Origin of the sequence: Pedococcus aerophilus (genome assembly GCF_039532215.1) — a bacterium.
Lineage (GTDB): Bacteria > Actinomycetota > Actinomycetes > Actinomycetales > Dermatophilaceae > Pedococcus > Pedococcus aerophilus.
The window spans coordinates 260905-285995 of sequence record NZ_BAAARN010000003.1; the positions used below are offsets into that span (position 1 = coordinate 260905).

General features: G+C 72.0%; 23 protein-coding genes. 10 read left to right on the top strand and 13 right to left on the bottom strand.

The features are described from left to right. Positions 1-18: 18 nt before the first annotated feature. Entirely contained in the window at positions 19-1557 is a 1539-nt protein-coding gene (purF, locus tag ABD286_RS13355; protein WP_344194254.1) for an amidophosphoribosyltransferase, read from the bottom strand. A 30-nt stretch (positions 1558-1587) separates the two neighbouring features. Beyond that, positions 1588-1815 carry a hypothetical protein gene (locus ABD286_RS13360; protein WP_344194256.1) on the bottom strand — a complete coding sequence of 76 codons (228 nt, stop codon included), beginning with the start codon at positions 1813-1815 and terminating at the stop codon, positions 1588-1590. Between the two features lie 100 nt (positions 1816-1915). Here ABD286_RS13360 and ABD286_RS13365 point away from each other — a divergent pair, with 100 nt between their 5' ends. The 4 genes from ABD286_RS13365 to ABD286_RS13380 all read left to right on the top strand — a co-directional run bounded on the left by ABD286_RS13365 (position 1916) and on the right by ABD286_RS13380 (position 5895). Continuing rightward, on the top strand, positions 1916-3526 hold the full coding sequence (locus ABD286_RS13365; RefSeq protein WP_344194258.1) for a molybdopterin-dependent oxidoreductase: 1611 nt from the start codon (positions 1916-1918) through the stop codon (positions 3524-3526). Positions 3527-3762: 236 nt separating this feature from the next. Then, positions 3763-4401 (top strand): fasciclin domain-containing protein, encoded by a 639-nt coding sequence (locus ABD286_RS13370; RefSeq protein ID WP_344194260.1) that lies wholly within the window; start codon positions 3763-3765, stop codon positions 4399-4401. 73 nt (positions 4402-4474) lie between these two features. Continuing rightward, a complete protein-coding gene (gene sigK, locus ABD286_RS13375) occupies positions 4475-5023 on the top strand; it encodes an ECF RNA polymerase sigma factor SigK (protein WP_344194262.1) in 549 nt (182 codons plus the stop codon). After that, entirely contained in the window at positions 5020-5895 is an 876-nt protein-coding gene (locus tag ABD286_RS13380) for an anti-sigma factor (protein ID WP_344194264.1), read from the top strand. Before sigK ends, ABD286_RS13380 begins: the two co-directional genes overlap by 4 nt. Before the next feature lie 40 nt (positions 5896-5935). Here ABD286_RS13380 and ABD286_RS13385 read toward each other — a convergent pair whose 3' ends face one another. Further along, positions 5936-6808: an LLM class flavin-dependent oxidoreductase gene (locus ABD286_RS13385; protein WP_344194266.1), complete on the bottom strand. Its 873-nt coding sequence runs from the start codon at positions 6806-6808 to the stop codon at positions 5936-5938. A 54-nt stretch (positions 6809-6862) separates the two neighbouring features. On the opposite strand from ABD286_RS13385, the gene ABD286_RS13390 reads away from it, so the two are divergent. The 3 genes from ABD286_RS13390 to ABD286_RS13400 all read left to right on the top strand — a co-directional run bounded on the left by ABD286_RS13390 (position 6863) and on the right by ABD286_RS13400 (position 9901). Continuing rightward, positions 6863-7909 (top strand): zinc-dependent alcohol dehydrogenase family protein, encoded by a 1047-nt coding sequence (locus ABD286_RS13390; RefSeq protein WP_344194268.1) that lies wholly within the window; start codon positions 6863-6865, stop codon positions 7907-7909. A gap of 2 nt (positions 7910-7911) precedes the next feature. Beyond that, complete coding sequence (locus ABD286_RS13395; protein ID WP_344194270.1) at positions 7912-8781, top strand: spermidine synthase; 870 nt, start codon at positions 7912-7914, stop codon at positions 8779-8781. Between the two features lie 85 nt (positions 8782-8866). Continuing rightward, positions 8867-9901, top strand: a complete 1035-nt coding sequence (locus tag ABD286_RS13400; protein ID WP_344194272.1) for a Gfo/Idh/MocA family protein — start codon at positions 8867-8869, stop codon at positions 9899-9901. Between the two features lie 9 nt (positions 9902-9910). On the opposite strand, the gene ABD286_RS13405 is transcribed toward ABD286_RS13400, so the two are convergent. The 9 genes from ABD286_RS13405 to ABD286_RS13445 all read right to left on the bottom strand — a co-directional run bounded on the left by ABD286_RS13405 (position 9911) and on the right by ABD286_RS13445 (position 18589). Further along, on the bottom strand, positions 9911-10273 hold the full coding sequence (locus ABD286_RS13405) for a sterol carrier family protein (RefSeq protein WP_344194274.1): 363 nt from the start codon (positions 10271-10273) through the stop codon (positions 9911-9913). A 199-nt stretch (positions 10274-10472) separates the two neighbouring features. After that, positions 10473-11225, bottom strand: a complete 753-nt coding sequence (locus ABD286_RS13410; RefSeq protein ID WP_344194276.1) for a histidine kinase dimerization/phospho-acceptor domain-containing protein — start codon at positions 11223-11225, stop codon at positions 10473-10475. Positions 11226-11239: 14 nt separating this feature from the next. After that, on the bottom strand, positions 11240-12415 hold the full coding sequence (locus ABD286_RS13415) for a sensor histidine kinase (RefSeq protein WP_344194736.1): 1176 nt from the start codon (positions 12413-12415) through the stop codon (positions 11240-11242). A 63-nt stretch (positions 12416-12478) separates the two neighbouring features. Beyond that, positions 12479-14779 (bottom strand): phosphoribosylformylglycinamidine synthase subunit PurL, encoded by a 2301-nt coding sequence (gene purL / locus ABD286_RS13420; RefSeq protein ID WP_344194278.1) that lies wholly within the window; start codon positions 14777-14779, stop codon positions 12479-12481. After that, positions 14776-15447, bottom strand: a complete 672-nt coding sequence (gene purQ, locus ABD286_RS13425) for a phosphoribosylformylglycinamidine synthase subunit PurQ (RefSeq protein WP_344194280.1) — start codon at positions 15445-15447, stop codon at positions 14776-14778. Before purQ ends, purL begins: the two co-directional genes overlap by 4 nt. Further along, positions 15444-15725, bottom strand: a complete 282-nt coding sequence (purS, locus tag ABD286_RS13430) for a phosphoribosylformylglycinamidine synthase subunit PurS (RefSeq protein ID WP_344194282.1) — start codon at positions 15723-15725, stop codon at positions 15444-15446. Before purS ends, purQ begins: the two co-directional genes overlap by 4 nt. Before the next feature lie 87 nt (positions 15726-15812). Beyond that, the gene (locus ABD286_RS13435; RefSeq protein ID WP_344194284.1) at positions 15813-16070 is read right to left on the bottom strand and encodes a hypothetical protein; all 258 of its coding nucleotides are present in this window, start codon (positions 16068-16070) and stop codon (positions 15813-15815) included. Positions 16071-16264: 194 nt separating this feature from the next. Next, on the bottom strand, positions 16265-17656 hold the full coding sequence (locus ABD286_RS13440) for a pyridoxal phosphate-dependent decarboxylase family protein (RefSeq protein ID WP_344194286.1): 1392 nt from the start codon (positions 17654-17656) through the stop codon (positions 16265-16267). Between the two features lie 27 nt (positions 17657-17683). Continuing rightward, positions 17684-18589 (bottom strand): phosphoribosylaminoimidazolesuccinocarboxamide synthase, encoded by a 906-nt coding sequence (locus ABD286_RS13445; RefSeq protein WP_425565381.1) that lies wholly within the window; start codon positions 18587-18589, stop codon positions 17684-17686. 96 nt (positions 18590-18685) lie between these two features. Here ABD286_RS13445 and ABD286_RS13450 point away from each other — a divergent pair, with 96 nt between their 5' ends. Then, positions 18686-20086: an MFS transporter gene (locus tag ABD286_RS13450; RefSeq protein WP_344194290.1), complete on the top strand. Its 1401-nt coding sequence runs from the start codon at positions 18686-18688 to the stop codon at positions 20084-20086. Positions 20087-20090: 4 nt separating this feature from the next. On the opposite strand, the gene purD is transcribed toward ABD286_RS13450, so the two are convergent. After that, positions 20091-21374 carry a phosphoribosylamine--glycine ligase gene (gene purD / locus ABD286_RS13455; protein WP_344194292.1) on the bottom strand — a complete coding sequence of 428 codons (1284 nt, stop codon included), beginning with the start codon at positions 21372-21374 and terminating at the stop codon, positions 20091-20093. Between the two features lie 289 nt (positions 21375-21663). On the opposite strand from purD, the gene ABD286_RS13460 reads away from it, so the two are divergent. Further along, positions 21664-22665, top strand: a complete 1002-nt coding sequence (locus ABD286_RS13460; RefSeq protein ID WP_344194294.1) for a helix-turn-helix transcriptional regulator — start codon at positions 21664-21666, stop codon at positions 22663-22665. A gap of 168 nt (positions 22666-22833) precedes the next feature. Continuing rightward, positions 22834-25068 carry a HelD family protein gene (locus ABD286_RS13465; protein ID WP_344194297.1) on the top strand — a complete coding sequence of 745 codons (2235 nt, stop codon included), beginning with the start codon at positions 22834-22836 and terminating at the stop codon, positions 25066-25068. The last annotated feature ends 23 nt before the right edge of the window (positions 25069-25091 follow it).

Consider the following 25091-nt stretch of genomic DNA (forward strand, 5'->3'; position numbering starts at 1 on the left):
GAGAGGGAGGCGAGAGGGCTAGGGGCGGGTGAGGGCGTCCTGGGCGCCGCCGCCGACGCCGAGGGTCACGCCGTCGACGTCGAGGGGCAGCGTCTCGAAGAGGTTCTTGCCGAGCCGGCTCGCCTCAGGCAGCTCGAGCGGGTACTTGCCCGAGAAGCACGCGGTGCAGAGCTGGTCGCTCGGCTGCTCGGTGGCCGCGATCATCCCCTCCTCGCTGATGTAGCCGAGGGAGTCGGCGCCGATGGAGGTGCAGACCTCCTCGACCCCGATGCCGGTGGCGATCAGCTCGGCGCGGGTCGCGAAGTCGATGCCGTAGAAGCAGGGCCAGCGCACCGGCGGGCTCGAGATCCGCACGTGCACCTCGGCGGCCCCGGCCTCGCGGAGCATCCGGACCAGCGCGCGCTGGGTGTTCCCGCGGACGATCGAGTCGTCGACGACGACGAGGCGCTTGCCCTTGATGACCTCGCGCAGCGGGTTGAGCTTGAGCCGGATGCCGAGCTGGCGGATCGTCTGCGACGGGGCGATGAAGGTGCGCCCGACGTAGGAGTTCTTGACCAGGCCCTGGCCGTAGGGGATCCCCGATTCCTGGGCGTAGCCGATCGCCGCCGGGGTGCCGGACTCCGGCGTCGGCATGACGAGGTCGGCCTCGACAGGGTGCTCCCGGGCCAACGTCCGGCCCATCTCGACCCGCGACTCGTGGACACCACGGCCGTTGATCGTCGTGTCCGGGCGGGCGAGGTAGACGTACTCGAAGACGCAGCCCTTGCGCGCCGTCTCGGCGAACCGCTGCGAGCGCAGACCCTCCTCGTCGATCGCGATCAGCTCGCCGGGCTCGACCTCACGGATGAGGGAGGCACCGACGATGTCGAGGGCGGCGGTCTCGGAGGCGACCACCCAGCCGCGGTCGAGGCGGCCGAGGACCAGGGGACGGATCCCTTGGGGGTCGCGGGCTGCATACAGGGTGTGCTCGTCCATGAAGACGAAGCAGAACGCGCCCTGCAGCTTGGGCAGGATGTCCATCGCCGCGGCCTCGAGCGACCGGTCGGGGTCGTCGGCGAGCAGGGCGGTGACCAGGGCCGTGTCCGTGGTGTTGCCTCGCACCAGCTCGCCGCCACCGTGGGCGAAGCCCTCCTCGGCGCGGGAGGCGACGAGGTCGCGCAGCTCGGCGGAGTTGATGAGGTTGCCGTTGTGCGCCAGGGCCACGGTCGACTCGGCGTGTCCGCCGAGGGTGGGCTGGGCGTTCTCCCACGTCGAGCCGCCGGTCGTGGAGTAGCGGCAGTGGCCGACGGCGAGGTGCCCGCGCAGCGAGGCGAGCGAACGCTCGTCGAAGACCTGGGACACGAGCCCCATGTCCTTGTAGACGAGGATGCTGCGCCCGTCCGAGGTCGCGATGCCGGCCGACTCCTGCCCACGGTGCTGCAGGGCGTAGAGGCCGTAGTAGGTGAGCTTGGCGACCTCCTCACCGGGAGCCCAGACACCGAACACCCCGCAGGCGTCCTGCGGGCCCTTCTCGCCTGGGAGGAGATCGTGCGTCAGCTGTCCGTCGCCACGTGCCACGTGGGTCAGTCTCCCACAGGGGGAACGGCGTCAGTCGCGGCGTTCCAGAAGCACGGCGAGGACGGCGGCCACGAGGCCGAAGAGGCAGGCCCCGAGGAGGCCGAGGAACATCACCGACGAGGCCACGCCGAAGTTGCGCCCGGTCTGCGTGGTGTTGCCGCCGCCGAAGTAGGCGAAGGCCGAACCGACCACGAACCCGAGGATCACGCCGGTCGAGATGAAGGCGACGAAGTTGGGGTAGCGACGGGTGGGAGGCACGGCTCAACGCTACCTCGCCCCCGCGGCGCGCCCGCAGCCACCGGTGCGACGACCGCCGGTCCGACCCATCCGTCGACCCCCGCGGGTACGAATGGAGGTCATGCACCCCACATCGAAGAGCCAAAGCCTCAGGTATGCCGTGAGCGGGCTGCTCGCGGCCCTCACCGGCATGGCCGTGGGTCACCTCGTCGCGGCCTTCGTGAACCCGGCCGCCTCGCCCGTCCTGTCGGTGGGCTCCACCGTCATCGACGCCACCCCGACCCCCGTGAAGGAGTGGGCGGTCCAGAACTTCGGCAACGCCGACAAGCCCATCCTGCTCGGCAGCGTCGGGCTGGTGACCGCGCTCGCGGCCATGGTGATCGGCCTGGTGGCCCGCAAGCGCCCGAGTGCGGCCGGCGTCCTCGTCGTGCTGCTCGCCGGTCTCGCCGGACTCGCTGCCATGCTGCGCCCGACCGCCGGCCCCGTCGACATCCTCCCGGCCTTCGCCGCAGCCGTCGTCGGCGCCGCGGTGCTGTTCGGGCTGCTGCGCCTGCTGGGCAGCGGCACCACCACCGCGGCCGAGCGCTCCACGGACTCGGGACGCGCCTCCGGGAGCAGCCCGACCCCGGAGTCGCCGCTCGACCACTCGGCCCAGGCCCCCGGCGTCCCCAGCACGACCGGTCGCCGCAACTTCCTCCTCGGCGCCGCAGGTGCCACCGTCGGCGCCGCCGCCGTGGGTGCGCTCGGCCAGAAGCTGGCCGCCGCCCCCACGCTGCCCTCGTCGGTCGCCCTGCCTGCGCCCCAGAACACCGCAGCAGCCCTGCCCGCCGGGCTCGAGACCAAGGTCAAGGGCATCAGCGCCTTCAGCACCCCGATCAAGGAGTTCTACCGGGTCGACACGGCCCTGGTGATCCCGCGCATCGACGTGCAGACCTGGGAGCTCGAGATCACCGGTGACGTCGACAAGCCCTACACGCTCACGTTCGACGAGCTCATCAAGATGCCGATGATCGAGAAGCACATCACCCTCAACTGCGTCAGCAACGAGGTCGGCGGCCCCTACATCTCCTCCACCCTGTGGCAGGGAGTGCTGGTCAAGGACCTGCTCGAGCGCGCCGGCGTGAAGAGTGGCGTGGACCAGATCCTCAGCGAGTCCACCGACGGCATGACCATCTCGACGCCGATCGAGGCTCTGACCGACGACCGTGAGGCGATGATCGCGGTGGCCATGAACGGCGAGCCGCTCCCGGCGCGCCACGGGTTCCCCGCCCGCATGGTCACGCCCGGCCTCTACGGCTTCGTCGGGGCGACGAAGTGGGTGACCAAGCTCACCGCCACGACCTACGCCAAGGACGAGGCCTACTGGACCAAGCGCGACTGGCTGATCGACGGCACCGTGAAGACCCAGGCCCGCATCGACACCCCGCGCGGTCTCGCGACGTACAAGCCCGGGAAGATCGCCATCGGCGGAGTGGCCTGGGCCCAGCGCCGCGGCATCAAGGAGGTCGAGGTCCGCGTGGACGACGGCCCGTGGCAGAAGGCCACCCTGGGCCCGGACGGCGGCACCGACTACTGGCGCCAGTGGTACTGGGAGTGGGATGCCAAGAGCGGTCGCCACGACCTCACCGTCCGCGCCACCGACGGCACCGGCGAGGTTCAGACCGAGAAGAGGGCCGACCCCTTCCCCGGCGGAGCCTCCGGCTACCACTCGATCGTCGTGCTGGTCTCCTGACCGATCTGCTACTGCCACAACGCCACTCACCCGGCGTGCACCCAGCGCCCCTGCGCGGCCCCACGGCCGGCAGGGGCGCTGTCGTTGCGCCACAAGGACATTCGCCCCCCCTGTGGCGAGGCGATTCCGTGCTCGGCAGGAAGAAACCTCGAAAAAGTTTCGCCCGGGCCCAATCCGCTTCCTGCACAGGGCCGAATGCCAGATGTCAGAACGTCACTGAAACAAGGAGCCACATCATGCGACTCGCACGCCGCAGCACCATCGCCGTCCTCGGCCTCGCCCTTCCCCTGAGCCTCGCCGCCTGTGGGAGCTCCGACTCCGACACCGCCGCGTCCCCCTCGGCCTCGATGACGAGCAGCTCGAGCTCCTCCTCCTCGTCGTCCTCCACCACCGACGAGATGGCTTCCAAGCCCTTCGGTGACGGCTGCGCCGCTGTCCCGGCCGACGGCAAGGGTTCCTTCTCCGGCATGGCCACCGACCCGGTCGCCACCGCCGCCAGCAACAACCCGGTCCTGTCCACCCTGGTCACCGCCGTCGGCGAGGCCGGCCTGGGCGAGACCCTGAACTCGGCCAAGGACATCACCGTCTTCGCCCCGAGCAACGACGCGTTCAAGGCCGTCCCGGCCGCCACGATGGACGCCGCGATGAAGGACCCGAAGGGTCTGCTCACCAAGGTCCTCACCAACCACGTCGTCGAGGGTCGCCTGACCCCGGAGACCCTGGCCGGCGAGCACAAGACCCTGGGTGGCGGCACCATCACCGTCGAGGGTTCCGGCGAGTCCTTCAAGGTCGGCACGGCCAACGTGATCTGCGGCAACGTGCAGACCGCGAACGCCACCGTCTACATCATCGACGGCGTCCTGCTCCCCAAGTAACACCGGATCAGCGATGATGGTGTCCATGGCAGCGACTTCCTCAGGTCCCAACCCGACTTGGGGAGGTCCTGCCATGGCACCGGACCTCGGAGAGCTCTTGCGGATGTGTTCCCTCGGGGACGAGTCCGCATTCGCCCGGTTGTACGACGCGGTGTCCTCCCGGATCTACGGGCTGGTCCTCCGAGTCGTGCGTGACCCGGCACAGTCCGAAGAGGTCGCCCAGGAAGCCTTGCTCGACATCTGGCGCACCAGCGCCCGGTTCGACCCCGAGCGTGGGAGCCCGGTGAGCTGGATGCTCACCATCGCCCACCGCAAGGCGGTCGACCGGGTGCGGTCCGCCCAGGCGTCCACGGATCGCGAGGACAGCTACGGTTCACGCAACCAGGAGCGGTCCTTCGACCAGACGGTCGAGGCCGTAGAGCGCAACCTCGACGCCCAGCGCGTGCGCAACGCGATGGACTCCCTTACGGAGACCCAGCGCAAAGCGGTCGAGCTGGCCTACTTCGGTGGTTACACGCACACCGAGGTCGCTTCCCTCCTCGGCGTTCCCCTGGGAACGGCGAAGACCCGAATACGTGACGGATTGATCCGTCTGAGAGACACCCTGGGGGTGCAGCAATGAGTGCCGACGTCCACAGCCTGGTCGGCGCCTATGCCGTCGATGCGATCGACGAGCAGGAGCGCGCTGCGTTCGAGCTCCACCTCCGTGAGTGCCCAGAATGCATGGACGAGGTCTCCAGCCTGCGTGCTGCCGCGTCCAGCCTCTCCCTCGTCAGCGAGGTCGTCCCGCCCGCGTCGATGCGTGACGCGGTGCTGGCCGGCATCCGCACTGTCCGCCCCCTTCCCCCGCTCGAGACGAGCGGAACAGCAGGGCACACTCTTGACTCCTCCTCCGACGAGGGCCCGACCGGTCCGGTCGGCCCCGGTGGATCTGGCGCCTCGAGCTCGGTCCGCACCAATGGCACCGGCACAGACGGCTCCCCTGCCCACACCGGCGCGGTCCAGCAGGACCTGCCGTCCAACGTCGTCCCGATGCGTCGCCGCCGCCCGGTGGCCGAGTGGCTCGTCGGGGCAGCCGCCGCGGTCGCGCTGATCGCCGGCGGGATCGCCTGGAGCCCGTGGTCCTCCGGACCCGACACCCAGCAGATCTCTGCCTCCGAGCGGGTCCTCGAGGCCTCCGACGCCCAACGCGTCGTCCAGAACATCAACGGCGCGAAGGTGACCATCGTCCGCAGCCAGTCCCTCGGCAAGGCGGTCGTCATCGCCGACAACATGCCGGCGGCTCCTGACGGGAAGGACTTCCAGTTCTGGTTCAACCAGCCCAACAAGGGCATGGTCAGCGCCGGGGTCATGCCCCACGGCACCGCACCGACCGTCTCGGTGATGCTCGACGGTGACGCCTCGACCGCCTTGGCGGCCGGCATCACGCTCGAGCCTGCTGGCGGCTCCCCGGAACCGACCAGCGCCCCGCTCGCCCTCTTCGCCTTCAGCTGAGCACCGGCAGGGCCCGGGCGTCCGGGCCCGCCGGACGCCCTCAGCTGGGGCTGCGCAGGTCGTCCAACCGACCCGCCACCTCCTCGAGCACCGCCACCGAGCCCGCGTAGGGCTCGGTGGCCCGCGGCCAGTGGGTCACCACGTCGGTGAACCCCAGCTCTGCGGCCCTGCCCACCATGTCCTCGAACACCCCGATGCTCTCGAGCGAGAACTGGGGCGACCCGTCGAGGGACAGGTAGCGGTCGAGGGGTTCTTCGCGATCGGCAGTCGCCTCGGCCTCGTCGAGCAGCCGGCCGAGCTCGCCGACCCCGGACCACCACTGCTCGAGCGTGTCCCCGCCGCGGCCGTACGTCACCCAGCCCTGTCCCAGCCGGGCCGCGAGCCGCAGCGAGCGCGGGCCGTTCGCAGCCACGAGGAACGGCAGCCTCGGCCGCTGGACGGCTCCCGGCAGGGTCCGTGCGCCGACCGTGGTGAAGTGGTCGCCGTCGTGGTCGACGCGGTCCTCGCGGAACAACCGGTCGAGCAGCTCGACGAACTCGTGGAACCGGTCCACCCGCTCCTTGAGCGGGCGGTCCTCCCCGAGGATCCGTGAGTCGAGGTCGCCGCCGGTGCCCAGGCCGCAGATGAACCGCCCACCCGAGATGTCGTCGACGGCCAGCAGGTCGCGCAGGAACGTGTAGGGGTGGCGGTAGTTCGGCGAGCTGACGAACGTCCCGAGCCGGATCGTCGAGGTGACCGTCGCGGCCGCCGTCAGCGTGGGGAGCGCACCGAACCACGGAGAGTCCTGGAGCCCGCCCCACACGAGGTGGTCGTAGGTCCAGGCGTGGTCGAAGCCGTACTCCTCGGCCCGCCGCCACAGCGGCGCCGCCTCGGTCCACGGGAGCTCGGGCAGGATCGTGATTCCGACGCGCATCCCGTGACTGTATGCCGCCGCGGAGCCACCGCGCGTGCGTGGGAGGCTGTGCCCATGAAGGCCACGATCCTGCACGCGCCCGGCGACATCCGTCTCGACGAGGTCCCGGACCCCGTCCTGGTCGCCCCGACCGATGCCCTCGTCCGCGTCACCGCCTCCTGCGTCTGCGGCAGCGACCTGTGGCCCTACCGCGGGATCAACGACGTCGCCGAGCCCACCCGGATCGGTCACGAGTTCGTCGGGATCGTCGAGGAGGTCGGCGCCGAGGTGCGAAGCCTGCGCCCCGGCGACTTCGTCATCGCTCCCTTCATGTACTCCGACAACACCTGCCCGCACTGCCGGGTCGGCATCCAGTCGCGGTGCTCGCACGGCGGCTTCTGGGGTGGCGAGGACCGCGACGGCGCGATGGTCGACGGCGGTCAGGGCGAGTACGTCCGGGTGCCGCTCGCCGACGGGACGCTGGTCTCCACCCGCGAGGTGCCGGACGACTCGCTCATCCCGTCGCTGCTGAGCCTCTCCGACGTCATGGGCACCGGCTGGCACGCCGGGGTCGCCGCCCGCGTCTCCGAGGGCGACACGGTCGTCGTCGTGGGCGACGGTGCCGTCGGGCTCAGCGGCGTCCTCGCCGCGGCGCGGATGGGCGCCGAGCGCATCATCGCGATGTCACGGCACGCCTCCCGCCAGGCGGTCGCCCGCGACTTCGGCGCCACCGACATCGTCGAGGTGCGTGGCGACGACGCGGTCGCGGCCGTCAAGGAGCTCACCGACGGCGTGGGTGCCGACGCCGTGCTGGAGTGCGTCGGCACCAACGAGTCGATGCACACCGCCATCGCCGCGGCCCGCCCCGGCGCCACGGTCGGCTACGTCGGCGTGCCGCACGGCATCGAGTATCCGGTGCGCGACATGTTCGTCCGCAACGTCGGGATCGCCGGCGGCATCGCCCCAGCCCGCCAGTACCTGCCCCAGCTGCGCGACGAGGTGCTCGCCGGGGCGATCAACCCCGGTGCGGTCTTCGACCTCGAGCTCCCACTCACCGAGGTGGCCGAGGCGTACGCCGCGATGGACGAGCGCCGCGCGATCAAGTCGCTGCTGCGCCCCTGACGATGGCGGCCCGCGACAGGGGGAAGCGGCGGAAGGGCTCTGCGGCCGACGACGCACCTGACGACGACGCCGCGTCGCCCGTCGAGTTCGTCGACGACGGGACCGGTGGGACGGTCGTCATGATCGACGGCCACCCGCAGTCCTACGTCCAGCTCGACGACCCTCGGTTGCTGGTCTTCGAGTACGTCCAGTTCCTCGCCGCCGTCGCCGACGTCCTGCCCGACGGCCCGGTCGCCGCCACGCACGTCGGCGGAGCAGGCCTGACCCTCCCCCGGTATCTCGCCCACACCCGGCCCGGCTCGCCGCAGATCGTCCTCGAACCCGCCGAGGCCGTGACCGCGGCGGTCCGGGAGAGGTTGCCGCTGCCGCGTGGTCACCGGATCAGGGTGCGCCCGGTGGACGGTCGGACCGGACTGGCCACCCTCGCTGACGACAGCGCCGACCTCGTCGTGGTCGATGCGTATGCCGCGGGGCGGGTCCCGGCCGAGCTCACCTCGACGCAGTGGTTCACCGACGTGGCCCGGGTGCTGCGTCCCGACGGCCTGCTGTCGATGAACACCGCCGACGAGCCCCATCGCCGCCACCTCGCCAGGCTGCACGCCACGATCGCGTCGGTCCTGCCGCACACCGCCGCGATCGCCACCTCCGAGGTGCGCAAGGGCCGCCGGTTCGGCAACACCGTGCTCGTCGCGAGCGCCCAGCCGCTGCCGCTGCCCGCCCTGACCCGACGGGTCGCCATGACGGCGTTCTCCGCGACCCTGCTGCACGGGCCGGCCCTGGCCACGGCGCTCGGGTCCGCACAGGTCTTCACCGACGACGACGCCCAACCCTCGCCGGAGCCACCGAAGGTCGAGGGCTGGCGCATTCGCTGACGCGTCGGCACCACGCACCCCTCGGATGACCCGCGCCCTCCGGCGCCACGCGCCATACCGGCCGCCACCGGGCAGGATGGAGGCCATGACCTCCGGCCTGAAGCTGCCCTCCCCGCGCGTCCCCGACCCCCGCTCCGCACCGGTGCTGCGCTGGGGCGTCATCGCCCCCGGCGGCATCGCCCGGACCTTCGGGCGGGCGCTGCGGGCGCGGACCAACCAGGAGCTCAGGGCCGTCGCCTCCCGCAGCCTCGAACGCGCCGAGGCCTACCGCGACGAGTTCGGGGTCGAGGTGGCCTACGGGTCCTACGAGGAGCTCGTCGCCGACCCGCACGTCGACGCCGTGTACGTCGCGTCGCCGCACTCGGAGCACCTCGCCCACGCCCAGCTCGCCCTCGAGGCCGGCAAGCCCGTGCTCGTCGAGAAGGCGTTCACCCGCAACGGTGCCGAGGCGCGGGCGGTCCTGGAGACCGCGGACCGCGCAGGCATGTTCGCGATGGAGGCGATGTGGACGCGCTTCCTGCCGCACATGGACGTGGTTCGTCAGGTGCTGGAGCAGGGCCTGCTCGGCGAGGTGCAGGTGGTCGCGGCCGACCACGGCCAGAAGCTCTACCCCGACGGGCCGCAACGGCTCAGCGACCCGGCGCTGGCCGGAGGCGCGCTGCTCGACCTCTGCGTGTACCCGATCTCGTTCGCGTCCATGGTGCTCGGGGAGTTCGACTCGCTGCACGCGACGGGCCTGCTGACGGACGAAGGCGTCGACGCGCAGGAGGCCGTCACGGTCCAGAACGCCGCCGGGGCCCTCGGGCTGCTCAGCGCCAGCATGGTGTCGAGCACCCCGACCACGGCGTCGATCTCCGGGACGCGGGCGAGGCTGGAGTTCTCCGGCGCCTTCTACGGGCAGTCGACGCTCACCCTGCTCTCACCCCACGACGAGGTCCTCGACGTCCTCGAGCCCAGCGATCGCGAGCACGGGCTGCACCACGAGATCGTCGAGGTCGCTGCGTGCGTCGACGCGCGGCTGCTCGAGTCGCCGCTGATGCCCTGGGCCGAGACCCTGCGCGTGATGGACGCCATGGACGCGGTGCGCGAGCAGATCGGGTTCCGCCTGCCGGGCGAGTGACCGCGGGGTTCAGACCAGCGGGAGGTATGCCGCGAGGTCGGCACGGTGGCCGCTGACCCGCAGGCTCCCGGCCTCCCAGGCCCCGTCCCAGCTGAGCGCGCCGGTGGCCACCTGGAGCCAGGTCTGCGCGTCGGTCTCGACGACGTTCGGCGGTGTGCCCCGGGTGTGGGTCGTTCCCGACACGCACTGCACGGCCCCGAACGGCGGCACCCGGACCTCGACACTTCGTCCCGGCGCGACGGTCGCCAGCTCCTCGAGCGCGTACCGCACCGCGGTCGCGAGGTCGTCGCGGGCCAGCTCGGTCCCGGTGTCGCGCCACCGCTGCACCGCGGCCCGGCCGGCGACGACAGGGACTCGGCGACGCGGCGGCATACCTCCATCGTAGGCAGGCGTCCGACGCGGGCCACCGGCCGGGACCGGGCTGTTCGACGACCGGCGAATGGGTAGTTCTACCCATCGACGGTTGTCGGTGACCGGGCCTAGTGTTCGTTGCGGGGACACCACAGGGGACGAACGGCCCGGCCACGCAGGGGGATGCGTGACCGGGCCGCTCGCTGTCCGGGGTGTCAGGTCAGGAGCGCTCGTCGCCCGGTGACTTCGTCACCGTCGCTCCGCTGCCGGCTCGGACGACGTCCAGCAGCTCACCGATCATCGCGCCCATGCCGGCTGCCGAGGACTCGGCGCGGGCCAACAGCTGGCGCGCCTGCACCGAGCCTGCCAGCGCGGGACTGCCCGCGGCGAGCTCGATGAACCACGTGAGGGCCATGAGCGGGTTGCGCAGGTCGTGGCACACCTGGCCGGCGAACTTCATCAGGTGCTCGTTGGACCTGGCCAGCTCACGGGACACCAGGCGCAGCTCGAGGACGTCGACGATCTGGCCCGCCAGGGCTCCGAGGGCCCGGCCACCGGCCACGGACAGCCTCCGCGGGACGTCGTCGAAGACGCAGAGCGTCCCGATCGGGACGCCGGCCGGGGTCACGAGCGGGCTCGAGGCGTAGAAGCGGACGGTGGCGATCTCACCCGTGACGAACGGGTTGTCCTTGAAGCGGTCGTCGACGCGGGCGTCGGGCACGGCCACCTGCATCGGGTCGGTGAGCACCCTGGCGCACATGGACTCCTCACGAGAGCAGACCGCGGCGGGCAGGCCCACGGCGGCGATCTGGTGCTGGTTGCGGTCGTCGATGATGTTGATGACCGCGGTCGGGACGTCGCACATGGCCGCGGCCAGCTCCACGAGGCGTTCGAGCTCCGGGTCGGTCGGTGCGCCGATGACGTCGTACTCGTCGATCGCGTCCCGGCGGGCGAGACCCTGGACCGTGCTCACCGCAGTCGTCCCGCTCAGTCGGTGGGTCGGTCCGGGAACGACACCCACACCGAGGCGCCGCCGAGGTCGGAGTCGGCGATGCCGATGCGACCACCGTGCGACTGGACGATGCGACGACAGGTGCTCAGACCGATGCCCAGGCCCTCGACGCCCTGCTTGTCGTCACCACGGGCGAGGAGCTCGAAGACGCGGTCGCGGTCCGGCTCGGGGACCCCCGGGCCGTTGTCGTCGACCGTGACGCGCCACCCACCGGTGATGTGCTCGGCCGCCACCCGCACCACCGGCCGGGTGGATCCGGCGACCGCGCTGAACTTCACGGCGTTGGCGACGAGGTTCTGCAGCAGGGCGCGCAGGAGGGTGGCGTCGCCGGCGACCTTGGGCAGCCCGGCGACCTGCACGTCCGCGTCGGCCGAGGCGATCTGGGCCGACAGGTCCTCCAGGACCGCCTCGGCCTCGTCCTGCAGGTCGACCATCACGGTCCGCCCGCCACCGCCGATACGGGCGAAGTCGAGGAGGTCGCCGATCATCGCCGTCATCCGGGCGGCCGACGACTCCGCGCGGGCGAGCAGCTCGGCAGCGTCGGGGGCGTGGGCGAGCTCGGGGCTGTCGGCGGCGAGCTCGAGGAACCCCGTCAGCGCCGCCAAGGGGTTGCGCAGGTCGTGGCTCACCTGTCCGGCGAACTGGGTCAGCTGCTCGTTGGACCGCTCGAGCTCTCGGGTCAGGCGGCGCAATTCCAGCACATCCACCACCTGCTCGGCGAGCACCCCGAGCGCCTTGCTCGCAGCGACCGACAGACGCCGAGGGACGTCGTCGAAGACGCAGAGCGTGCCGATGGGCACCCCGCTCGGCGTGATGAGGGGGCTGGAGGCGTAGAAGCGGACGTTGGCGATGGCCCCCGTGACGAACGGGTTGGCGGCGAAGCGCTCGTCGAGGCGCGCGTCCGGGACGGTCACGAGCTGGGGGTTGTCGATGACCCGGGCGCACATGGAGTCCTCGCGCGAGCACACGCTCGCCGAGAGGCCGATCGCCGCGATCTGGTGCTGCTGACGGTCGTCGATGATGTTGATGACGGCCGTCGGGACGTCGCACACCGCAGCGGCCAGCTCCACGAGCCGTTGGATGTCCGGCTCAGCCGGGCGACCGACGACCTCGTAGTCCTCGATCGCCTCGCGCCGGGCGAGGTCCTGCATCGAGCTCACGAGACTCCTTCAGGGGCGGGCCGACCACGATGTCGACTCGGCGGGACAGGACGGTCAGCCGGCGAACACCTCACGAAGGGTACGCGTGTGGGCGTCGGTCATGTCGGACAAACCCACCGAGAAGTGGCCCTGGACGTCGAGCCCGTCGGTCTCGTCGTCGACCACGCCGATCCGGGCGTGGACCTGTCCGCGCGCGGTGCACATGTCGGTGAAGCGGACCTCCTCCGAGCGCGGGACGCTGACGACGACGCGGGCTGTCGACTCGCTGAACAACGCCGTGAAGGCGTCGATCCCGTCGCGCTCGCACACCTCGTCCAGCCAGATCCGCGCCCCGACGCCATACCTCATCGTCGCCTCGGCGAGGGCGATCGCGAGGCCACCGTCGGAGAGGTCGTGGGCGGCGTCGACGAGTCCGTCGCGGCTGGCGTTGACGAGGATGTCGCCGAGCAGCTGCTCCGCGCCGAGGTCGACCTTCGGCGGCAGGCCGCCGAGGTGGCCGTGGACGACGTGCGCCCACTCGCCACCGTCGAGCTCGTTGCGGGTGGCGCCGAGCAGGTAGATGACCTGGCCGGCAGTCTTCCAGCCGGACGGCGTGCGCCGGGCGACGTCGTCCATGACCCCGAGGACACCGATGACGGGCGTGGGATGGATCGCGGTGTCACCGGTCTGGTTGTAGAAGCTGACGTTGCCGCCGGTCACGGGGATGCCGAGGGTCTTGCAGCCCTCGGCGATGCCCTTGACCGACTCGCGGAACTGCCACATGACACCCGGATCCTCGGGCGAGCCGAAGTTGAGGCAGTCGGTGACCGCGAGCGGGACGGCCCCGGCCGTGGCGACGTTGCGGTAGGACTCGGCGAGCGCGAGCTGGGCCCCGGTGTAGGGGTCGAGCTTGGCGAACCGGCTGTTGCAGTCGGTGGAGATGGCCACGCCGCGACCGGTCTCCTCGTCGACCCGGACCACCCCGGCGTCGTCGGGCATCGCGAGCGCGGTGTTGCCGAGGACGTAGCGGTCGTACTGGTCGGTGATCCACGACTTGTCGCAGAGGTTGGGCGAGGCGAGCAGCGTGAGCAGGTCGGACCGCAGGCCGTCGCCGTCGACGGGCTTGGCCAGGGTCGCGGCGCCACCGGCCTGCAGCAGGTCGAGGTAGTCGGGACGGGCGAGGGGGCGGTGGTAGGTCGGGCCCTCGTGGGCGACCGAGCGCGGCGGCACGTCGACGATGACCTCGCCGTGCCAGGTGATGACGAGGTGGTCACCGTCGGTGACCTCGCCGAGGACCGTGGCCTCGACGTCCCAGCGGTCGGTGATCGCCATGAACTCGTCGAGCTTGCCCGGCTCGACGACCGCCATCATGCGCTCCTGGCTCTCCGACATGAGGATCTCCTCAGGTCGCAGGGAGGCGTCGCGCAGGGGCACGCGGTCGAGCTCGATCTGCATGCCGCCGTCACCGTTGGACGCGAGCTCGCTCGTGGCGCAGGACAGGCCCGCACCGCCGAGGTCCTGGATGCCGTCCACGACGTGCGCGGCATACAGGTCCAGGCAGCACTCGATGAGCACCTTCTCGGCGAACGGGTCGCCGACCTGCACCGCGGGGCGCTTGGTCGGGCCGCCCTCGTCGAAGGTCTCCGACGCGAGCACGGAGACACCGCCGATGCCGTCGCCGCCCGTCTTGGCGCCGAACAGGATCACCTTGTTGCCGACGCCGGAGGCCTTGGCGAGGTGGATGTCCTCGACCCGCATGGCGCCGACGCACAAGGCGTTGACGAGCGGGTTCCCTTGGTAGCAGTCGTCGAACACGACCTCGCCACCGATGTTGGGCAGGCCGATGCAGTTGCCGTAGCCGCCCACGCCCGCGACGACACCGGGCAGCACGCGCTGGGTGTCGGGGTGGTGCAGGTTGCCGAACCGCAGCGGGTCCATCACCGCGATCGGGCGCGCGCCCATCGACATGATGTCGCGGATGATGCCGCCGACACCGGTGGCCGCACCCTGGTAGGGCTCGACGTAGGACGGGTGGTTGTGCGACTCGACCTTGAAGGTGACCGCCCAGCCGTCGCCGATGTCGACGACGCCGGCGTTCTCACCGATGCCGACAAGGAGCTTCTCGCGCATCTCGTCGGTGGTGTTCTCGCCCCAGAGGGAGAAGTGCACCTTGGACGACTTGTAGGAGCAGTGCTCGCTCCACATGACCGAGTACATCGCGAGCTCGGCGCTGGTGGGGCGGCGGCCGACGATCTCGCGGATGCTCGCGTACTCGTCCTCCTTGAGCCCGAGCTCGCTCCACGGCTGCTCGGAGTCGGGCGTCGTGGCCGCGTGCGAGACCGTGTCGAGGGTCGGACGGTCGACCTGGGCCGTCATGCTGAAACCACCTGTCGCAGAACAGAAGTGAAGAACGGGAGCCCGTCGGTCGAGGGGCCGTAGCCCTCCTCGACGCAGTGCTCGGGGTGGGGCATGAGGCCCACGATGTTGCCGCGCTCGTTGGTGATGCCCGCGATCCCGCGGTACGAGCCGTTGGGGTTGTCGCCGGCATACCGGAAGGCCACGCGGCCCTCGCCCTCGAGCTCGTCCAAGGTGCGCTCGTCGGCGACGAACCCACCCTCGCCGTTCTTGAGGACGATCGTGATCTCCTGGCCGGCCTCGAAGTCGGAAGTCCAGGCGGTGGAGGCGTTCTCGACGAGGAGCCGCTGGTCGACGCAGTTGAACTTGCGGTGGTCGTTGCGGATCAACGCACCGGGCAGCAGGTGGCTCTCGCAGAGCACCTGGAACCCGTTGCAGATGCCGAGCACCGGCAGGCCGCCCCGGGCCGCCGGGATGAGCGCATCCATGACCGGGGCGAAGCGGGCGATGGCACCGCAGCGCAGGTAGTCCCCGTACGAGAACCCACCGGGCAGGACCACCGCGTCGACGCCCTTGAGGTCGGCGTCGCCGTGCCAGAGGCTGACCGCCTCGGCACCGACGGCGCGCACCGCACGGGCGGCGTCACGGTCGTCGAGGGAGCCCGGAAACGTGACGACCCCGACCTTCACTGGCCGGGGTCCTGGTCGTCGTCCACGTCGGCGGCGGCGGCACGCACGCTCACGACGTCCTCGATGACGGGGTTGGACAGCAGCTTCTCGGCTGCCTCCCGCGCCGCCGCGAGCACCTCGTCGGTGACCTCTCCGTCCACGGTGAGGACGAAGCGCTTGCCCTGCCTCACATCCGTGAACTGCTCGAAGCCGAGCCGGGGAAGCGCCCCGTTCACGGCCTGACCCTGGGGGTCGAGGATCTCTGGCTTCAGCATGACGTCAATGACGACGTGGCCCATTCGGGTGTCTCCTGGGTTCAGCACGGAACTGCGGGGGTGGGAAGCGTCGGCAGTCTATCCGGGCGACGGAGCAGGTATGCCGCGTGGTCACCTCCCGGACGCCGGGCCCCCGCCCGGGGTTCCTCGCCTGGTCCGGTCGCGCAGGACGTCCCTGACGAGGAACCCGAGCGCGAAGGCGCAGGCTGCCAGGATGATCGCCGCGCCGATGCTGGCACCCTCCCGGTCGATCCGCTGCACGAGCAGCACCACGCGCCACAGCAGGAAGAGGAGGACGGCGAACTCGACGACGTTGAGCCGCCAGCCCAGCGCCCGCCCCTTCTCCCGCACCGACCCCAGCCACGACACCCGGCCAGTGTGTCGCAACCGCCTGCCGGGCGTGGCGGGTTTGCGCGGTTGACCCGTCGCGGTCGCCGGAGGAGCGTCCGGGGGAAGAGCCCGGCAGGCACCATGACCACCGCCAGGCAGGCCGTCATGCGCGTCGGCAGCACCGTGGCCGTCGATGCCTTCGAGGTGTCCGGTGGCGAGCTGACCGGCGCGCGTCAGCTGCGGGCCGCGGCGAGGGCGGACAGGATCGCGGCCACCGAACGCTCGACGTCCTCGGCGGTGGTCAACCAGCCCGACACCGAGAGGCGCATGACGGCCGCCCCCTGCCAGCTGCTGCCACCGAGCCACGCCTCCCCGCCGGCCTGGACCCCGGCGATCACGGCCCGCGTGACGTCGTCGGAGTCGTCGAAGCGGACGAGGACCTGGTTGAGGACGACGTCGTTGAGCACGGTGACCCCCGGGTCGGCGTCGGCGAGACTCGTGGCGAACCTGCGCGCATGGCCGCACGACCGGTCGACGAGGTCGGCGACCCCGTCCCGGCCGAGCTGCGACAGGGCCGCCCAGAGCGCGAAACCTCTCGCCCGACGAGACGCCTCAGGCACGTAGCGGTACGGGTCGCGGCCGGCTCCGGGCACGACGTAGGGCGCCTCCCAGGACATCGCTGCGACATGCGCGACGGGGTCGCGGGTCGCCACGAAGGCCGAGTCGTAGGGGACGTTGAGCCACTTGTGGCAGTCGGTCGCCCAGGAGTCGGCACGCTCGACTCCCGCGACCAGGGACCGCAGCCGGTCGCTCGCCCCTGCCCAGAGGCCGAAGGCGCCGTCCACGTGCAGCCAGGCACCGGTCTGCGCGCAGAGGTCGGCGAGGTCGGCGAACGGGTCGAACGCGCCGGTGTTCACGTTGCCGGCCTGCGCGCAGACGATGACCGGCCCCCCGTCGCTGCGGAGCACCTGCTCGAGGGCGGCAGGGCGCATCCGTCCCTGCTCGTCGCTCTCGGCGACGTCGGGGCGGCTGCCCAGCCCAGCGAGGCGCAGCGCCTGGGGCACAGTCGCGTGGACCTGGCCGCCGACGACGACCTGGATGCGCGGCGCACCCTGCAGGCCGTCGGCCTCGACGTCCCACCCTGCCCGGTCCAGGACGGCGTGCCGAGCCGTCGCAAGGGCCGTGAAGTTGGCCATCTGAGCCCCGGTCGGGAACCCGAACGAGGCGTCCGCCGGCAGACCGAGCAGGTCGAGCACCCAGCCCCCGGCGACCTCCTCCACCGCCGCGGCCGCAGGGGACATCACCTCGAGCCCGGCGACCTGGTCCCAGGCCACGGCGAGCCAGTCGGCCGCCATGGCCGCCTCCAGCGTGCCGCCGACGACGTAGCCGAAGTAGCGCGGACCGCTGGAGGCCACGAGTCCCGGTGCCGCTGCGGCCACGAGGCGTTCGACGACCTCGGCGGGCTCGCTGCCGTGCACCGGCACGGGGCCGCCCAGCGCGGTCCGGAGGGTCTCGCTCGTGACGTCGGGGGACGCCCCGACGCGGCGCTCACGCAGGCCGTCGAGGTGGGCGCGGGCGGCGGCACTCGCCGCCGCAAGGGCAGGGTGGCCCTCCAGGTCCTCCACGTCGGCAGGCTACGCCCGCAGGGTCCGTCAGGAGAAGGTGCGGCCGGTCAGGCGTTCGTAGGCCTCGACGTACTTCGCACGCGTCTGGGCGATGACGTCCTCGGGCAGGTCTGGAGGCGCCTCGCCCGAGGCCTTGTCCCAGCCGCTGGCCGACGACGTGAGCCACTCACGGACGAACTGCTTGTCGTACGACGGCTGCGGGTGGCCCGGCTCCCAGAGGTCGGCCGGCCAGAACCGCGAGGAGTCCGGGGTCAGCACCTCGTCCGCGAGGACGACGTCGTCACCGTCGAGGCCGAACTCGACCTTGGTGTCGGCGATGAGGATGCCACGCTCTGCGGCGATCTCGTTGCCCCGTGCGAGGATCGCCGTGGTCAGGTCACGCACGCGCGACGCGAGGGGCGCGCCGATCTCGGCCTCCACGGCGGCATAGGGCATGGGCTGGTCGTGCTCCCCCATCGGCGCCTTGGTGGACGGGGTGAAGACGGGCTCCGGCAGACGAGAGCCGTCGACGAGTCCCTCGGGGAGCGCGATGCCGGAGACGTGCCCGTCGGCGAGGTACTCGTTCAGGCCGCCGCCGGTGAGGTAGGCGCGGGCCACGCACTCGACCGGCAGCATCGCGAGCCGCTTGACGAGCACGGCGCGCCCGGCGACGACATCGGGCACGTCGGTCGACACCACGTGGTTGGGCACGAGGTCCTCGAGGCGTTCGAACCACCACAGCGACAGCTGGGTGAGGACCGCACCCTTGTCCGGGATCGGGGTGTCGAGGACGAAGTCGTAGGCCGACAACCGGTCGCTGGCGACGAGGAGCAGCTGGTCGTTCCGCGGAGTACCCGAGTCGTCGAGCGGTGCGTAGAGATCACGCACCTTGCCCGAGTAGACGTGGGCGTAGCCGGGCACCGTGAGCGGCTGGGAGGACGTCATGGCCGACATCCTCCCAGCCACGACAGCCTCGGTGCGTGGTGGTCCCGCGAGCCGACCTCGTCTCGGCTTGACTTGAAGTCCACTTCATCTTTGAGGATGGCGACCATGTCCACCGCCACGACCCGCAGCCGTCACGACGACCGGCCGCCCAGCCTGTTCACCCGGGAGCACCTCCCGTTCGCCGTGGGGGCGGTCGCGCTCGTGACGCTCGCCGCGTTCGAGAACCGCGCCACCACCACGGTCCTGCCGACCGTGGCGCGCGACCTCGACGGGCTGTGGCTCTTCGGTGCCGCGAGCGCTGCACCGCTCGTGTCGTTCGTGCTGGCCACGGTCGTGGCCGGCGCGTGGGCGGACCATCGCGGACCGGTGCGCCCGCTCCAGGCCGGGATGGTGGTGTTCGTCGCCTCCCAGGTCCTCATGGCGGTCGCACCGGGCATGGCGCTGTTCACGATCGGGCGGTTCGGCTCAGGGATCTCGGAGGCGCTGCTCGACGTGTCCCTGACGGTGCTGCTCGCCCGGGCGCTGCCGGAGGCGTTGCGGGCCAAGGTGTTCGCCGCCTTCGCCGCCGCGTGGGTGCTCCCGTCGCTGGTGGGACCGCCCATCGCCGGGGCCCTGACCGAGGTGTGGTCGTGGCGGTCCGTGTTCGCGATCGGCGTCGCGCTGCTCGTTCCGGCGGGGCTGCTGCTGCGACCGTCGATGCGAGCCTCCGCGGCGCAGACCGGCACCGCGACACGCTGGACTTCGAGCGAGCACCGCGCCGTACGCGCGGCCGCCCTCGCCGCCACCGGTCTCGCGGCGCTGACCGCCGGCGGCTCGCTGCTCGGACGCAGTGGCCCGGTCCGCGCCCTCGGCATCGTCCTGGTGGTCGCCGGGCTCGCCGCCACGGCGCCGGCGGTCCGCGCCGTGCTGCCGGCCGGGACGCTTCGGCTCGCCCGCGGCATACCCGCCCTCGTGGCCCTGCGTGGTCTCGTGTCCGCGGCCTTCGGCACCGCGGGAAGCCTCCTACCGCTCATGCTCACGACGGTCCACCACCTCGGGCCGGCCGCAGCCGGCGCGAGCCTGACGGTGACCGGGCTTTGCTGGGCAGCCGGGTCCCAGCTGCACGGGCTCGACGCCGTGCAGCGCCGCGTGGGGGCGGTGCGACGGCTCCAGGTCGGCTTCGCCCTCATCACCGTCGGCATCGTCGGACCGGCACTGACCAGCCTGGCGCTTCTGCCGGTGGTCCCGGGGCTCGTGCTCTGGGGCGTCGCCGGGATCGGGATGGGGATCGTGTCGCCGACCCTGTCCACCCAGCTGCTGCACCTCGCCCCCGTGGCCGACCAGGGGCGCATCACCGCGGCGTCCAGCCTCACGGCCTCGGTGGCGGGCGCGGTGGCCCTGGCAGCCGCCGGTGCCCTCATCGCGTGGCAGGCGCCGGCGCTGCCGGGATGGCTCTTCGCTGCGGTGATGGTCGGCAGCGCCGCGATCGGCGCCCTCGGCTGGGCCGCCTCCCGCCGCGCGGGCTGAGCCGTCAGCCGACGTGCAGCTCGTCCCGCTCCGCCGCGAGGGCGATGTCGGTGCGGTGGTGGGACCCGTCGAGCTCGATGGAGCCGATCCCCTCGTAGACGCGCTCGCGGGCCTGGGTGAGGCTGTCGCCCAGGGCGACGACCGACAGGACCCGTCCCCCGGCCGACACCAGCGTGCCGTCGTCGGCCCGGCCGGTGCCGGCGTGCAGGACGTAGACGCTGGGCACCTCGGTGGCGTCCTCGATGCCGGTGATGGGGTCGCCGGTGCGCGGGGTGTCGGGGTAGTTGTGCGAGGCGACGACGACGGTGACGGCGTGCTGCGGAGACCAGTGCAGGGCACCGACCTCGGCGAGCCGCCCCGTGGCGGCGGACAGCAGCAAACCGCCGAGGGGCGTCTGCAGCCGGGCGAGCACCACCTGCGTCTCGGGGTCGCCGAAGCGGGCGTTGAACTCGATCACCCGCGGTCCCCGTGAGGTCAGGGCCAGGCCGATGAAGAGCACCCCGACGAAGGGCGTCCCGCGGCGACGCATCTCGTCGACCGTCGGCTGGGCCACCCGCGTGACGAGCTCGTCCACCATCGTCGGGGGCGCCCAGTCCAGCGGGGAGTAGGCACCCATCCCTCCGGTGTTGGGGCCACGGTCCTGGTCGAAGACGCGCTTGAAGTCCTGGGCGGGAGCGAGCGGGACGACGTCCACCCCGTCGCAGAGCACGAACAACGACACCTCGGGGCCGTCGAGGAACTCCTCGATCACGACGCGACCGTCGTCCTTGGCCAGACAGCCCCGGGCGTGCGCCAGCGCGGCGTCGCGGTCGTCGGTGACGACCACACCCTTGCCTGCTGCCAGTCCGTCGTCCTTGACGACGTACGGCGCCCCCATGGCATCCAGCGCCTCGGCCACCTCGTCGACGGTCGTGCAGACGCGGGCCAGTGCCGTGGGCACCTCCGCAGCCGCCATGACCTCCTTGGCGAAGGCCTTGCTGCCCTCGAGCCGCGCAGCCTCTGCCGACGGACCGAAGACGGCGAACCCCGCGTCCCGCACGACGTCGGCGACTCCTGCGACCAAGGGCGCCTCCGGGCCGATGACGACCAGATCGACACCGTGGTGGCGGGCGAGCTCGGCGACGCCCTCCCCGTCGAGCAGCCCGGCCGGCAACGGCTCGCACAGGGCGATGGCATCCATGCCGGGGTTGCCGGGAGCGACCACCACGGCATCGACGTCCGGGTCGGCGCCCAGGGCCTTGACGATGGCGTGCTCGCGAGCACCGGATCCGACGACGAGAACCTTCACACGCCCAGCGTAGAGACCCGCGGGGGGAATGAGTGCGCGGCGTCCCGGGGAGGCAGGGGGGACATTCTCCCCGGGACGCCGCGCAGCCGACGTGCGGTCGCCTGGCGGGGGAACCGGCAACCGGGCACGTGGGTCGACACAGTCGACTTCGACCAGAGTGGACCATGACCGGTCCGCACGTAAAGTCCCTGAGTGGCGGACTTGCGCCATTGACGGAATCTCGCCAGCACACCAGCATGGGTGCCGGCCACTTCCTTCAGGACGAGGAGCAGCGCATGGGCGGGAACTCGTGAGCGACGCTGCGGGCCCCCTGGGCCTCGATCGCCAGGACGGCGACGGGGACGGGGTCGTGACGCGGGTCTACCTCGCGGCACTCCAGCACCCCGAGCCGACGCGGTCACTGCTCGTCGCCCAGGGCATGAAGGCCCCGCTGGTCGACCACTCCCTCGAGGTGCTGCAGGAGCGCGGCCTGGTCCGCCTGCAACCGGGCGGCGTCATCGAGGTCATCCCGCCCGACATCTCCCTGCCGACCCTGGCGCTCAGCTACGAGCGGCGCGCCCGCGAGACCCGGTCGGCGGCGCACGAGCTCTCCCAGGTCTTCTTCCAGGCGAGGGCGGCGACGACCACCCCGGACGCGGGCACCATACGGATCCTCAACTCCCTGGACGAGATGGCGGCGGTGACGGCCGAGGCGATCGCGACCGGCACCGAGATCGTCCGGGTCTTCCGCGCTCCGTCGCCGCGCACCGACGCGATCTTCGACAGCCCTCTCCACAGCCACGAGGAGCCGAGCCACGGTGCGGGCGGCATCGTCCTCGACATGGCCTCCGTCTACGACTCGCGTGTCCTCGACCTGCCGGACGCCCTCACCGTCCTCGAGGCCCGCGAGCGGGGCGGCGAGCGCTTCCGGCTCACCACGAGCGTGCCGTTCTCCTGCGTCATCGTCGACGACACGGCAGCCATCGTCGACGTCAGCGCCTTCGACCCGACGGGGTTCGGGTCCGCCCTGGTGCGGGCGCGGGCGATGGTCCTGGCGCTGATCGCGTTGTTCGACCACTTCTGGACGCTCGGCTCACCCCTCCAGCGGGCGGGGTCGGGCAGCGCGGCCGAGCAGCGCGACCAGCTCATCCTGTCGCTGCTCGCCGCCGGCGCCCCCGACGCCACGATCGCCCGGCAGACCGGGGTCTCCCAACGGACCGTCGAGCGCCGGGTCCGCGCCCTGATGGACCAGCTCGGGGCCGGCACGCGGTTCCAGGCGGGGGTCCAGGCCGGGCGGCGTGGCCTGATCTGAGCGGGCCGGTACGGCGCCGCGGGCACCCCTCCCGCGAGCTGGTCGCCGGACCCTCGCGAGGGCCCCGGAACCCGTGGGGTGGGATGGCGCCCTGAGGCGGCTGGGGCGGGGCTAGACTCGTGCGTTCTCTGCGGGACGAGCAGGCCGTTCGACAAGAAAGTCACCACCGTGACCGCTCCGGATCACCAGCCCACCACCTCCAACAAGGCGACCACCGCCGAGGTGGCACGCGAGATCGCCGTCGAGCAGGCGCACGTGGACGTCGTCTACGCCGAGCTGGCCAAGGCCAAGCTCCGGGCCGGGCTCGTCGAGACCGACGGCCTCGCCCGCGGACGCACCGACCGCACCGGCGACGTCCGCGACGAGGAGCTCACCGGGCTCTTCGAGCGTGACGCCCTCGTCTTCAACGCGGCCCGTCGTCGCTCGACCCTGGACACGCAGTTCGAGGGACTGGTCTTCGGGCGGCTGGACCTCGACCACGCCCTGTCCCGGGACGGCGCGGACAGTGACCGCGAGACCCGCTACATCGGGCGCCTCGGCGTCCGCGACGACGACTACGAGCCGCTCGTCGTCGACTGGCGCGCCCCGGCCGCCGCGGCGTTCTACCGCGCGACCCCCGTCGAGCCGATGGACGTCCTGCGCCGCCGGGTGCTGCGTTGCAAGGGTCCCGACGTCGTCGGCGTCGAGGACGACCTGATGGTCGCCGAGGCACCGGACGACCTCGTCATCGTCGGCGACGGCGCGCTCCTCGCGGCCCTGACCCGCAGCCGCGGCGCGCAGATGCGCGACATCGTCGCCACCATCCAGCGCCACCAGGACGAGGCCATCCGCGCCTCGGCCCGCGGCATCACCGAGATCACCGGCGGACCCGGCACCGGCAAGACCGTCGTCGCCCTGCACCGCGCCGCCTACCTGCTCTACTCCGACCGGCGACGCTTCGAGAACGGCGGCATCCTCGTCGTCGGTCCGTCCTCGGCCTACACCGCCTACATCGAGCGGGTGCTGCCGTCGCTGGGCGAGGAGTCGGTGACGCTGCGCTCGCTCGGAGACGTCGTCGACGGGGTCACCGCCGTACGGCTCGACTCCCCGCAGGTAGCCGCCGTCAAGGGTTCGCTGCGCGTGCGGCGCCTGCTGTCGCGCGCCGCCGCCGACAGCCCGCCGGGCGCTCCGACGCAGTTCCGCGCCTTCGTGAACGGCAAGGCCGTCCGCGTCGACACCCCGGCCCTGGACCGCATCCGCGCCCAGGTCCTGCGTGGGCACCAGCGCAACCTCGCGTCCAAGGCCGTGCGCGCCCAGCTCGCCGAGGCCGCGTGGAACACCGTCCGCGAGGGTGACCGCAACGAGTTCATGGACCACTTCGAGGACCACCTCGAGGTCGACGCCTTCCTCGAGCGCTGGTGGCCGCAGGTCGACCCGCGCGAGGTGCTGCTGTGGCTCGCCGACCCCGACCTCGCCACCCGTCATGGGCGCGGCGTCCTCACCGCGGAGGAGTCGGTGGCGTTCGCCGCGTCGATGCGCGACGCCCTCGAGTCCGGCACCTGGTCGGTCGCCGACGCGGCCCTCGTCGACGACCTCGCCGCCCGGATGGGTCCGGTCCAGGAGGGGCCGGTCGAGGAGCGCGAGTTCTACGAGATCGAGGAGCTCGACGACGTCTCGCAGTTCGGCGTCGCCGAGGTCCGCGCGACCCGGCAGTCCGGCGCCGGCTCGGCGAACGGCTCCTCCCGCATCGCCCTGACCGATCCGCGCGACCGGCTCCTGCAGGGACGCATCGACGGGCCGGGCGAGTACGCCCACGTCCTCGTCGACGAGGCCCAGGACCTGTCCCCCATGCAGTGGCGGATGCTCGGACGCCGTGGGCGCTACTCGTCGTGGACCGTGGTCGGTGACGCCGCCCAGGCGTCGTGGCCCGATGCGCAGGAGTCCGGACGGGCGCGCGAGGAGGCGTTCGGCACCCAGGAGCGCCGGCTGTTCCACATGGACACCAACTACCGCAACGCCCGCGAGATCTTCGACTACGCCGCCACGGTCGTGAAGGCCCAGGTGCCCGACGCCGACATCCCGCAGGCGGTCCGCGAAACGGGCGCCCACCCCGTCGACCTCACGGTGGCGGGCAGCAACTGGGCCGCGGTCGCGACCGAGGCCGTCGAGGCGCTGCTCGGGGAGGTCGAGGGCTCGATCGCCGTCATCGCCCCGGAGCGACACCGCGCCGCGCTGGCTGCCGTCGGCGAGCTCGGGGAGCGCGTCGTCGTCATCGACCCGATGTCGACGAAGGGTCTGGAGTACGACGCCACGGTCGTGGTCGACCCCGACGCCATCACCGAGGAGTCACCCGGTGGCGTGCGCGTGCTCTACGTCGCGCTGACGCGGGCCGCGCACCGCATGACGGTCCTGCGCCCCGCCTGACCGTCGCTCAAACGCTCCCGCTG

Excerpts from the sequence above, each read along its gene's own strand:
- ABD286_RS13395 (WP_344194270.1), top strand. The coding sequence starts at position 7,912 with ATGGCGGCCCGCGACAGGGGGAAGCGGCGGAAGGGCTCTGCGGCCGAC.
- ABD286_RS13445 (WP_425565381.1), bottom strand. The coding sequence starts at position 18,589 with ATGTCGGCCATGACGTCCTCCCAGCCGCTCACGGTGCCCGGCTACGCC.
- ABD286_RS13365 (WP_344194258.1), top strand. The coding sequence starts at position 1,916 with ATGCACCCCACATCGAAGAGCCAAAGCCTCAGGTATGCCGTGAGCGGG.
- sigK (WP_344194262.1), top strand. The coding sequence starts at position 4,475 with ATGGCACCGGACCTCGGAGAGCTCTTGCGGATGTGTTCCCTCGGGGAC.
- purS (WP_344194282.1), bottom strand. The coding sequence starts at position 15,725 with ATGGGCCACGTCGTCATTGACGTCATGCTGAAGCCAGAGATCCTCGAC.
- ABD286_RS13390 (WP_344194268.1), top strand. The coding sequence starts at position 6,863 with ATGAAGGCCACGATCCTGCACGCGCCCGGCGACATCCGTCTCGACGAG.
- ABD286_RS13415 (WP_344194736.1), bottom strand. The coding sequence starts at position 12,415 with ATGCAGGACCTCGCCCGGCGCGAGGCGATCGAGGACTACGAGGTCGTC.
- ABD286_RS13370 (WP_344194260.1), top strand. The coding sequence starts at position 3,763 with ATGCGACTCGCACGCCGCAGCACCATCGCCGTCCTCGGCCTCGCCCTT.
- ABD286_RS13400 (WP_344194272.1), top strand. The coding sequence starts at position 8,867 with ATGACCTCCGGCCTGAAGCTGCCCTCCCCGCGCGTCCCCGACCCCCGC.
- ABD286_RS13450 (WP_344194290.1), top strand. The coding sequence starts at position 18,686 with ATGTCCACCGCCACGACCCGCAGCCGTCACGACGACCGGCCGCCCAGC.
- purL (WP_344194278.1), bottom strand. The coding sequence starts at position 14,779 with ATGACGGCCCAGGTCGACCGTCCGACCCTCGACACGGTCTCGCACGCG.
- ABD286_RS13385 (WP_344194266.1), bottom strand. The coding sequence starts at position 6,808 with ATGCGCGTCGGAATCACGATCCTGCCCGAGCTCCCGTGGACCGAGGCG.
- ABD286_RS13380 (WP_344194264.1), top strand. The coding sequence starts at position 5,020 with ATGAGTGCCGACGTCCACAGCCTGGTCGGCGCCTATGCCGTCGATGCG.
- ABD286_RS13405 (WP_344194274.1), bottom strand. The coding sequence starts at position 10,273 with ATGCCGCCGCGTCGCCGAGTCCCTGTCGTCGCCGGCCGGGCCGCGGTG.